This is a genomic window from Pseudomonadota bacterium, assembly GCA_039028935.1.
Lineage (GTDB): Bacteria > Pseudomonadota > Gammaproteobacteria > Steroidobacterales > SZUA-146 > SZUA-146.
In genome coordinates this window covers 130,833-142,018 of sequence record JBCCHD010000006.1, presented here as the reverse complement: position 1 = coordinate 142,018, position 11,186 = coordinate 130,833, and the positions used below count along the sequence as shown (strand labels likewise).

Below are 11,186 nucleotides of genomic sequence, written 5' to 3'. Positions count from 1 at the left end.
TTTTTTTTTTAAAAAAACGCGACTCTGTATTCTTTTTTGCCTAGCGATCACGTTCCAGGCCGCGGCAGTCGACACGTCGCATCGGGCTGCAATCATCCAACTACTGGAGATCACCCAAACCGAACAGCTTCTTTCTCAGTCTGAAGACGCCGTTCATGCGCAAATGAAAGAGATGGTCGAGGTTGGACTACGCCAGTCGGCTGGCGGCGAGTTCGAGATGACCAAGGAGATGAGGAAGGAGTTTGATCTTTTTATTCTCGATATTAGCGATCTTATTCGAGAAATGATCAGTTATGAGGCAATGAAAGAGCCCATGGTGCAAATTTACGCAAAGGCGTTTTCTGAAACAGAAATCTATCAGATTGTTGAGTTTTATAAGACGCCTGTGGGTCAGCTCACGGTAGAGAGAATGCCGATTATCATGCAGGAAGTCAGCAAACTGACTCAACAGCAGATGATTGATCTAATGCCAAAGATTGATCAGATGGCCATGGAGTTTGCTGAGCGAGTCGCGGCGCAACCCAACCAATAAGTGTTCTTCCAGCCGGTGTCACGCAACGACGACTAGGCGCCGCGCCTGCTACTTAACGTGAGAGGGCGCTGCGACCGACTTATTGAGGCGGCGGATGTGGCAGAACGTCGACTTGGTTAATAAGATCGTCGCCGATTAGCGGCTGTAGCTGCTGCCAAACTCGATCAGCACGACGCTTGCCCAACAGCGCATCACAGTCGGGTTGACGGGGTGGTTCGACCAGTGCACTGAGTCGGGCGCCGCTCATTATCAGTTCCACGCGCCGGTTTTTTGCGCGGCCTTCGGCGGTAGCGTTAGTGGCCACCGGTTCATCGGGTCCCCGGCTAATGGCTTGCACGCTGGATGTGTCAAGCCCCAGTGAGCGGCGCACGTAGCCAGCGACGGTTTCGGCGCGGGCCTGACCGAGCACGTAGTTGTCGGCAAATTCGTGTCGATTCTCCGGCGCGATGCGCACCGTAGAGGTGTGACCGATCGACAGAATAGAGACGTCTTTGGCGCCACGCCACGAAGCGAGCTCCGAATCGATTTGGGCTTTATCGGCGTCGCTAAGCGCCGCGATGCGTACGCCAAATTTGGGTGTGAACGAGTAGCTCAGCGTTTCGGTTTCCGAATAGGTTCTTGCCGGTGTGGGTGGTCCGCACGGATCGGCATTGCCGTCGATGTACAAAATGCCGCCACCGTGATCTTTAAGAAGCTGCGCAAGCTCTGCAATGGCGGGGGCGAACTCGGGGTTCACTTCCGCGGAGTTGGGCTGGAAAAAGATCTCGGCCAGTTTCACTTTAACGCGTCCCACACGCTCGGTTTGGATGGCCGGCATCTTGACGCCAAAGTCAAAGCGATTCAGCAGACCTTGTGTGATGCGTTTGACGCGCGGGTTCTCGGTGGTGAATTCGCTGCCGGGTGGCAGAGTAGCTGGGTCAACCTTTACGATAAAGTTGCGTCCACGCTCGCGGAAGCCGCCTTCCACGCCTGCAATGTGGTAGCGTCCTTCCGCATCGGTCTCGATGATGAGGCCTTCAACGGTAGCCAGCCGAACGCCAGGTATACCGACTTCGTTCTCATCTTGATACCCGTCTTCGTTGTGGTCGGCAAACACTTTGCCGATGATGGTGGTTTCTTCAAAATCAGGATCGGCCGTTACGCGCACCGTGGCGGTGGCGGAATTGCCTACCGGTTCATCAAGAGCGAACGGCGTGACGATGTTGGGGTAGTCACCTTGCACGACACCTGCACCCACGCGCAGGACGTAGGTTAGGGTGCCCGATTCGCCTGCGGCCAAGTCGATGCCGCCGAAATTTACCGGACGCTGGCCGCTGATTTCGAGATCACCGCTGCCGACATAACTGGCCGAACCTTGCGCGTACGTAAATCCAGCGGGGATCAAGTCTTGTAGCGTAATGTTGTTAAGCGCTGCGCCGCCTCGGTTCTCGACCGTTACGGTGTAACGCACAAGACCACCCACCGTTGTGGACGTGGGATCGGCGCGTTTGCTCACCACGATTTCAGGCAGCGCGAATGACACGGGCGTGGGATCACTGTTGTTACCCGGATCGCCGTCGCCGTCGGGGTCGGGATCAATACCGTCAGTAGAGGTATCGTTGACAGTGGCGTTGCCCGGGGAGGTGCCCTCGGCAATTGCTGTATTGAGGTAAGGACCACCAAAAGTGCCTGGTGCAACAGTGAGGGTCACGGTGAGTTCGCCACTGGCGCCTGGGGCTAACGAGTCGGTGCCACTGAGCAGATTGGTATCGGTATTGCCGTCGAACGCATTATTGACCGAGAAATCCGCGCTATTCACGGCGTTCACAACCATGCTGCCCGCCTGGGCGAATACCGTGGCCAAATCATCGGTAATCTGAATGGCGTTGAGCGTGACGTCGCCAAAGTTGGTCGCCACCATCGTGTAACTAAACGTGAATGTGCCGTTGTTATTGAAGACGGGCTCAGCGGTTACCCGTTTCGCCAAACCGATTGCGGGTGCTTCAGCCAGTGTGACCGGCGTGGGTGTGTTGTTGTTGAGCGGGTTGCCGTCGTTGTCCGGGTCGGGGTCGACGCCGTCATTTGAATCGTCCTGCACAGGCGTGCCGACAGGGCTTGTGCCACTGCCGACCGCGGTATTGTTGAAGGTGCCCAGCGCATCGCCGGGTGTGATCAGCAAGACCACACTGACGGTGCCGCTGCTGCCGACCACGAGCTGATCATTGCCCAGCAGTAGATTCGTATCAGCCCGGCCATCGAAGGCGGGATTGACCGCGAGGTCGGTACTGGTCACCGATTGAATGGCGAATACAGCCGGTGCTGGGAACGTGGCGGAGAAGTCATCGGTAATTTGAACGCCAGATAAAGGCACATCGCCAAAGTTCTCAACGCGGATGTCGTAGCTCACGGAGAACGTGCCATCCCCGTTGTTAATGGGCGTGCCTGTAACCACTTTGGCTGTACCGATCACCGGGTTCTCACTGAAACTCACCGGGGTCGGAACGGAGTTGTTACCCGGGTTGCCGTCACCGTCGGGATCGGTCAGTGCGCCGTCGGTGGATTGATCACTAACAGGGGTGCCGGCCGGCGACACGCCGCTCACGATGGCGGTGTTGTCGAACGGGCCCAAGTTGGTGTCCGGCGTGACGGTCACATCGATAACCAGTTCACCACTGCCACCGACGGGGAGGGTATCGGTTCCCAGCAGGAGGTTTTGTTCCAGGGTGCCGTCATAGTTTGGATTGATGGTAAAGTCTGCACTGGTCACGGCGTTCACCGTGACATCGATTACACCTGCAAACGTCTGTGCGATATTGTCCGTAATCTGGAGCTGCGCCAGCGGTACATCGCCAAGATTCTCCGCGAACACTGTGTAGGACAAGTCGAAGCCGCCCGCGCCGTTGCTCACGGGCACGGTGCTGACGCGCTTAGCTAATCCGATGATCGGACTTTCGGCGAAGCTCGTCGGCGTAGGATCGTTGTTATTACGCGGATCGCCATCGTTGTCTGGGTCTGGGTCAACACCTTGCTGTGACACATCGGTCACCGGCGTACCGCCCGGTCCGGTCGCTGTCACAGTGGCGGTGTTGTTATACGGGCCCAAATTGCCGCCCGGCTCGACGGTCACTGTGAGTTGCACGCTGCCGTTCTGTCCAATAGGCAGCGCATCGAGTCCGGTCAGCACATTGGTGTTGACCTGTCCATCAAACGCCGGATTGACCGTAAAGTCGACGCTGCTGGTGCCGTCTACCGTAAACGACACGGCGCCGGCAAACGTGACAGCGAGGTCGTCAACGATCTGCACGTTGCTTAAGTCGGCAGCGCCCATGTTTTCGGCGATCAGCGAATAAACAAGGGTAAAGGTACCGTCGCCATTGTTAATGGGGCCAGCTGACACACTTTTGGCCAAGCCAATTAGCAGCGGCGTGACCACGGCGCTTGATTGGTCATCTTCCGAGGGGTCGTTGTTGCCGGGTGTGGAGTCTGGGTCGAATACATCGGACGTGGCGACCTCCGCTACGTTGGTGTGGTCACCGGTTGCGAGCGTCGTGGCGACTATTTGCAGTGTTTCTACAGCGCCCGCGGCCAGTGCGCCCACGGTCCAGATGCCGGTACCATCGTCGTAACTGCCAACCGAGGGTGTGGACGACACGAACTGAAAGCCGCTCGGCAGCGTGTCGGCGACAGTCACGCCTGTCGTGTCGGCGGGCCCATCGTTGGTTAATGTGAGCGTAAACGTGACGTTATCACCCACAAGCGGTTCCGGTTGATCGACCGTTTTGTCGAGGCTCAAATCCGCCTGAGTGAGCGGCGTGATGAGTGCGTTGTCCTGATCGTCCTCCGTCGGATCGTTATTCCCCGGGGTCGAGTCTAGGTCGTCAGTCGTGGCTTCGGTCAGCTCCGCCACATTGTCGTACGGCCCGGTGGCATTTACGGTTGCGGTAATTTGTAAGCTGGTGCTCGCGCCGACCGGCAGTGAGCCGATGGTCCACTCGCCGGTAAGGTTGTCGTAAGCGCCCCCGCCGTTGTCGCTGACGTACGTCAATCCGGCGGGAAGTTGGTCGGTAACCACCAATCCCGTACCGACATCGGGCCCATCATTGGTGACGGTGATGGTGTACGTGACGTCGGTGCCTACGCTGGGTGTTGCATTGTCGACATCTTTAATCAGAGAAATATCGGCTTGCGCGGCTTGAAAATTGACGTCGTGAATATGGATCCACTGAAAATTAGGCACAGCCGCGGTCACGTTGCGATAGATCAAGTTAATTTGCGTGATACCGCTCTGCCCAAACGCGAACGTGGCGTTGCCGTTTGCACTGGTCGTCGGCGACGGACCGGTTCCGGTGATCGTGTTGCTGTTGGTGATGGTGTTCGCCGGTGATCCCGTTAACGTTGTGGGATCGACGATGGAGCCGTCCGTGAGGGTAGCCGTGACCGTCACTTCGTCAATAAACGCAGGAGCAAAATCGAGATCGAAAATCGAAAACGAGAGATCGGAGACGCCACCGCGAAACGCGGAGAGATCAAACGTCACCGTTACGGCGTTGTCGGTGTTATCCAAATAATTAGTCGAGACGGCTAGACTTTGTTCCGCGGGATTCAATCCGCCGGTATTGACGCTGCTCAGTGCTGGCGATGTAAAGCCCGGTGTTTGGTCAAGAAATGGCGTGTTGCCGCCAAATGTGACGACGATGGGTCGGCCGCCCACCGTGTACGTTTGGGAGAGGTTGGTGTTGCCTTCGGGTAACCAGGTTTCGGTGTCCCAGTCTAGAACAAACGGCGCAGCGTGTGCGGTGATGCCGACGCACAGCGACACCACAAGTAAGGCGCAGGCGAAGCCGGCACGGAAGGCGGCAACCAGGCCGTGTTGGTAGTGTTTATTGTTGTTCGCGTAACCCATAGCGTCCAAGCTCCCCAAAGCTTGATTGAGCTGATTTGCCAACAGGTCTACCAGGCTGTTCGCCAGACGGGCTTACACACCCGCGAAGGACTGGCGTAAGCTCTCGTCAGCGCAGCACTTTATCCACCCTTATTCTGTCAAATTACCGTCTGGAATACGAATTTTTGTGACCGGTCAGGTGACTTCTCACTATTGCGCAATACCCCGCCAAATTGGCTCTCAACGCGCATTTAACCGCGTCTTATTGATACGTGGTTCACAGAAGTAGGGCGTCGGTGAGGGTCTAATTTCAACAGAACGATGAGGCAGCAGCGAGTCACGCTCGCTCGCTCACTGATCAGGGCAAGGCCGTTGCGACAAGGCCACGCAAAGCCACCGGTCGGCAAACGCCGACAGCGGGGTTGCCAGTGACACTGTCTCGATGCGTGATGTGGCCAATACTGCCTCGTCACCCGAGACCCTCTGGGTAAAACTGAGACCCGGAGTCATCCACCGGCCTGCGCCAATCTGTCCTGAACGAGTGTAGCAACGAGTCCGCCGCCCATACACGCATGTGCGGTTGTGCTCGCTGTCAATACGGCACCAAAGGTGTCAAGGAGACAGAGATGAATTGCTCATTGAATCGGGGCGCGGCTGTGGCGCTGGTGGGGAGCTTCTTGCTCGTCGGCTGCGGCGGTTCCGGAACGGAACTTCCAGCGACAGGCGAGGCGAACATCCCGACGGGAGAGACAGTGACCGCGCTTACCTTGAGCGGTTTGGTTACCGATGACCCGATTGTCAACGCCGACGTTATGATTTCGGTCGGCAATACCGAGTTTAGCAGTAGTGTGCCCACCGGATCCCTCGGTGAATTTCAGGTGCGTATCGATTCGCAAAACCCAAGTGCCCTGGTCAAAGGCACGGCGTATGATGCGGCCAACGGTGTGCGACTGACGGCAACACTGGACACGTTTGAAGGCTGTGTCGAGCTGGCGCGGAATGACGTGGTCAATAGTGTCAAAATCACGAATATCACGACGGCCAAGCAAGTACTTACCGAGCGTCTGGCACTGGACGGGAACGTAGAGTCATTTGACGAATTTGTTTCGCTGTCGTCGCAAGTTGACGCGACCGAGTTATTGGAGCTGGCCTCGGCCATCAAGATTGTTGTCGAAAATCTGGGTGGTAATACCCTGCCAAGTGGTTACGCCGATACATTGGCATTGGCGCGTTCCATCGCGGCAGGCACATCAACCTTTGAGAGTGATGTCGAGCTGTTGTCGCCAGGAATACTGGCACAAGCGCAAGCGAAGCTGCTGACCGACGGTCATGCGACGCTGCTGTTCTCGGCTGACGACGCGCAAGGGGTCTATGTGTCGTCTGAAAATCGCTACATCTATGCGATGTTCGGCACGGGCACGGCGCTGGTCGATTATTTTGCCGACCAGGCGTTTTCTACGATTCCGAGTTGGTCCATAACCGAGTCTGGCGCGATTGAGCTGCGTTACTTTGACGTTAACGACTCTCGCGACACACTCACCCTGTTGAGCAGCACCGATCGCTCTTTGCAGATCGTTACCGACAACTCGTTAGGCAATCAGCCACGCATTGCGTCGACCGTGACGAAGTACGGTTTTGGTGGTGCGTTTGCCCAGGCGGCGGTCGTCGGTCAGTTCGCCGATCCGCGCAATGTAAATGACCGGCTGACACTGCAGACCGATGGTGTTGGCTTTTCAACCAGTGGTGATCAGCAGACCGCGTTTACGTGGTCGATCGATGAAGCGGGGCATCTCAACATCGCCTGGCCGAACACTGGGCGTACGTTGGAGCTGATCAATCTTGACGACGGTGCCAGCGTGCTGTCGATCACCCGATTTGATGGTCAGTTCCCGCAGTTGACGGTTGGGACTTGGTCATCGAGCTAGTTTGGTAAGACCCGACGTTATGGACGCATCGAAGGTGTGTCGCAAACGTTAACGAAGACGATTGAGGGACCAAAAAAAGGTGACCGACCGGTCGCCTTTTTTTATTGATCGACTCTAACACGTCGAGGGAGCCGTCGCGCTGCGCGGCGCAGACGACATGGATATGGACGCGCGTTGTCAGACCCGAATCGTGCGCATCTCAACCGACGATCATCTGTTTCATCTTGATCGCTTCGTGTTCCAGTTCGCCCAGACGTTGATGCACCACATCGCCGATCGTGATAATGCCGAGCAGGTGATCGTTTTCCATCACTGGCATGTGGCGAAAACGCCCCTCGGTCATCACTTTCAGAACCTCCAAGAGTTGATGATTGGGTGAGCACGATTGCACGCGCGTGGTCATTAGCGCATCGACTTTTTGTTTGAGCACATGGCCGGGAATCTCGGCGAGTTTGCGCACAATGTCGCGTTCCGACAGGATGCCCTCAAGGCGACCATTATCGTCGATCACCAACAGGGCGCCGATTCGTTTTTCGCTCATCAATTCGACGGCTTTGTTCATCGAATCGTCGCGGCTGACGGAATAGATCGCGTTGCCCTTTGACTCGAGTATGTGCTTCACCGTCGCCGGTCCCTGAGACAGGCTGCTGGCCGGTGATTGGCTCATGGTCGATTCTTTTTCTTCTTCCCGACGCGGGCCGGCATAGTTGGTAGGTGCACGCACGTTGATTCTCCCGACAGAATAAGCGAATGATCTCGTCTTCGGTTACTGTACCGACTTCAGATTCATCCGAAAAGTGTTGGAACCTATGATCGATACTGGACTGTCGCCACCTGTCGCCGTGGCGATCTTCATCATCACGGTGCTCGCGGGCTATCAATATCGGCGCGTTTGGAAGGCCGATGGGTCTCGAACGGGGCTCTGGGTGTGGGGCAGTGTCGCGTTTCTGGGTTTTGCAATATTGGGGTTGGTGCCGCTGTCGGCTTAATGGTGACCACCGGCCGTATGCAGGATGGCTACGCGGCGCACAAGCTCATGTAAGATATTGCAAAAGAACAATAAACTTATGATTTTAAATAAATTACTTAGTTCGAGTTAGCGCGCGGGCAGTGGAGCCGATCACGCAGTGGACTGTCAGGATCAATGGGTTTTTTGCACACCAGACACTTGTCGGCCCCCGCCACGGCGTTGAGTCCGCCGCAGCTGCCCTTGATGGTGCGGCCGTTCAGAAGAACGCCCAATGCCATGCCGATAAGGATGAGCAGCATCAGGCCAAATGTCAGTACGTAGGTGGTGATCACAATACCGTCTCGTCAATCGTTCGCCGCCAGTTCGTCGAACGCGCGCGTAGTATACCGTTCGAAAGCGATGGGCGCATGGTCGGTGTTCGCCGGGCGCGCGGGCGCTTCGGCGTCGACGGCGATGGTCCGATCGAGAAAGAGCGCGGCAATGCCTTGCTGTTCAGCGATCATAACACCGCGTTTGCGACCGGCCGCCAGCAACGCGGTGGCCCAGGCGTCCGCGCGCGCGGCTGTGTCGGCCAATACCGTCACCGAGGCGGTCGAGTGGGTGATCGGGCGTCCGGTTGTTGCGTCAAGTATGTGCGAGTAACGCACGCCATCTTCGTCGAAATAGTTCCGATAATCGCCAGATGTCGCCATACTACGGTTCGATATTGTCACGATATCCGAGACGGCTCGTGATGCCGCGGGCGTTTCGATACCGATACGCCACGGCGTGCCGCGTGGACCGAGACCCACCACGCGCAAATCGCCACCGATTTCGATCATAAAATCGGTTAGCCCCAAATGGATAAACTGTTGAGCGAGCGCGTCGATGCCGGCGCCTTTGGCGATCGACGCCACGTTTAGAGAGACGGAGGGGGTCATTTTCGTCAGCGTCTGTGCGCGCCGGTCGCGACGTAGCACGCGTTTCTGCCCAGTCAACAGACGCGCCTGCTCGATGGCGTGCGCGGTAGGCGCTTCCTTGTCACGTGCCTCGGGACCAAAACCCCACAGCTCAACCACGGGCGCTAGCGTAAGATCGAAATAACCGTCACTGGCGCTATGCACCTCGTCGGCGATGTCGAGCAGGTCGTGAAACGCATCGGAGAGCGTAAAGGGGTCGGTTGAGGCATGGCGATTGAAGCGCGATACGTCCGAATCGGGCAGCCAGTTAGAAAATTGCGAATTTACCTGAGACAGCGTGTCCTCGACCGCCTCACCGACTTCACGCGCGCTGAGCCCGCGCGGCGCGTTGGCGATTGACACGTGGTACGTCGTGCCCATGGTTTGGCCATTTAGCGTTAAGTGCTCGGCGGGCGAACCGCACGAAAGCGTACCGCCAAGCACAATTATCGCTAGGAAAAGACACCAAAATCGCGGGTTATAAAATTCGAACATGAGTGTGTAAAACGCCGTTGGTCAGACAAGGTTGACGGCCAGCCTTGGAGGCCGGAAAATCCAGCCTCGACCTCAGTGAGAGACTCATTCCAGCCAAGGCTCGGAAGCCCAAGACCATGAAAGAGTATCACCTAAAGCGGGGACTCGATCTACCCATAGAAGGCCAGCCGATACAGCAACTTAAGACAGCGCCAGACGTTCGCGCGGTCGGTTTGCTGGGCGATGATTACCTTGGCCTCAAGCCGCGACTCGCGGTGGAAGAGGGGGATCGGGTCGGCGCGGGCGCGCCGATTTTCGCGCACAAGGACACGCCGACTGCGCCGGTCACGACGCCGATCAGCGGTCGGATCGCTCAGATCAATCGCGGTTTCCGGCGGCGCTTGGTTAGTGTGGTGGTCGAACGGGACGACACCGCGCCCGAGCCGTTGCGTTTTGACCGTGTGGGTAACGACAACACATCCGCCGGTGTGATCGAGAAACTCTGTGCCGCTGGTCTGTGGTCGTCATTTCGGACCCGGCCCTATTCCAAAGTCCCGGATCCCGCCAGTCGACCAGCCGCGCTGTTTGTCACGGCGCTCGACACTGAGCCCCTCGCCCCCGATCCGACGATCGCCATCGAGTCGGGTGCCGATGCCTTCGCGCGGGGTCTTCACGCGGTGGCGGCACTGTATGACGTGCCCACCTATCTGTGCCAAGCGCCTGGCGAACGATTGCCAGGCGGCGATGCGCCCGGCGTAACGCCGGTCGGTTTTTCAGGCCCGCACCCGGCTGGGTTGGCCGGCACCCACATTCATTTTCTGCATCCGCCGTCGGCTGAACACCCAGTCTGGACGGTCGGCTATCAAGACGTCATCGCCATCGGTCATCTGTTGACCACGGGGACACTGCGCGCCGAACGGGTGGTCGCACTGGGCGGACCGTTGGTTAAGTCACCGCGTCTGATTCGTACGTTGGCGGGTGCGTCGCTGCGAGACGTGTTGCGGGGGGAGTATGACGACAGTGTTTCGACGCGCCTGATTTCGGGTTCGGTGCTCAGTGGACGCGCCTCGCGTGATGGTGAAGCACAGTATCTGGGGCGGTACGCGCAGCAGATTACGGTTATTGAAGAAGATCGCCAGCAAAATGTGCTGGGGTGGATTCGTCCAATGCCGTCAAAATATGCCGTGCAACCGGTGCTGGGTTCGGCGTTGTCGAAGAAACGCTTTCCACTTACCTCTAATCTGAATGGTGGTCGTCGCGCCATGGTGCCGCTTGGAACATTTGAAGAGCTTATGCCGCAGGATTTCTTGCCGACACAATTATTGCGCGCGCTGTTGGTGATGGACACCGACGTCGCGCAGGCGCTCGGCGCGCTTGAGCTCGATGAGGAAGATGTCGCGCTGGCGGGGTTTGCGTGTCCGGCCAAGTACGAGTACGGCCTCGCCTTGCGCGATTGTCTGACGAGAATTGAGAAGGAAGGATAACG

At 57.5% G+C, this 11,186-nt stretch carries 8 protein-coding genes and 1 riboswitch; of the genes, 4 read left to right on the top strand and 4 right to left on the bottom strand.

Annotated elements, in window-relative coordinates:
- Positions 1-532, top strand: a 532-nt coding sequence (locus AAF465_04970) for a DUF2059 domain-containing protein (protein ID MEM7082062.1), incomplete at its 5' end; no start/stop codon positions are given.
- A 79-nt stretch (positions 533-611) separates the two neighbouring features.
- Here the strand turns inward: AAF465_04970 and AAF465_04965 are convergent.
- Positions 612-5,414: an OmpA family protein gene (locus tag AAF465_04965; GenBank protein MEM7082061.1), complete on the bottom strand. Its 4,803-nt coding sequence runs from the start codon at positions 5,412-5,414 to the stop codon at positions 612-614.
- Between the two features lie 331 nt (positions 5,415-5,745).
- Positions 5,746-5,823, top strand: a riboswitch (cyclic di-GMP riboswitch).
- A 196-nt stretch (positions 5,824-6,019) separates the two neighbouring features.
- On the opposite strand from AAF465_04965, the gene AAF465_04960 reads away from it, so the two are divergent.
- Positions 6,020-7,318: a hypothetical protein gene (locus AAF465_04960; GenBank protein ID MEM7082060.1), complete on the top strand. Its 1,299-nt coding sequence runs from the start codon at positions 6,020-6,022 to the stop codon at positions 7,316-7,318.
- Positions 7,319-7,517: 199 nt separating this feature from the next.
- Here AAF465_04960 and AAF465_04955 read toward each other — a convergent pair whose 3' ends face one another.
- Complete coding sequence (locus AAF465_04955; protein MEM7082059.1) at positions 7,518-8,042, bottom strand: CBS domain-containing protein; 525 nt, start codon at positions 8,040-8,042, stop codon at positions 7,518-7,520.
- Positions 8,043-8,127: 85 nt separating this feature from the next.
- Here AAF465_04955 and AAF465_04950 point away from each other — a divergent pair, with 85 nt between their 5' ends.
- Complete coding sequence (locus AAF465_04950) at positions 8,128-8,307, top strand: hypothetical protein (GenBank protein ID MEM7082058.1); 180 nt, start codon at positions 8,128-8,130, stop codon at positions 8,305-8,307.
- A 97-nt stretch (positions 8,308-8,404) separates the two neighbouring features.
- Here the strand turns inward: AAF465_04950 and nqrM are convergent, their stop codons facing one another.
- A complete protein-coding gene (gene nqrM, locus AAF465_04945; GenBank protein ID MEM7082057.1) occupies positions 8,405-8,617 on the bottom strand; it encodes a (Na+)-NQR maturation NqrM in 213 nt (70 codons plus the stop codon).
- Positions 8,618-8,632: 15 nt separating this feature from the next.
- Positions 8,633-9,721, bottom strand: a complete 1,089-nt coding sequence (locus AAF465_04940) for an FAD:protein FMN transferase (protein MEM7082056.1) — start codon at positions 9,719-9,721, stop codon at positions 8,633-8,635.
- Positions 9,722-9,837: 116 nt separating this feature from the next.
- Here AAF465_04940 and AAF465_04935 point away from each other — a divergent pair, with 116 nt between their 5' ends.
- Positions 9,838-11,184 (top strand): Na(+)-translocating NADH-quinone reductase subunit A, encoded by a 1,347-nt coding sequence (locus AAF465_04935; protein ID MEM7082055.1) that lies wholly within the window; start codon positions 9,838-9,840, stop codon positions 11,182-11,184.
- Positions 11,185-11,186: the final 2 nt, after the last annotated feature.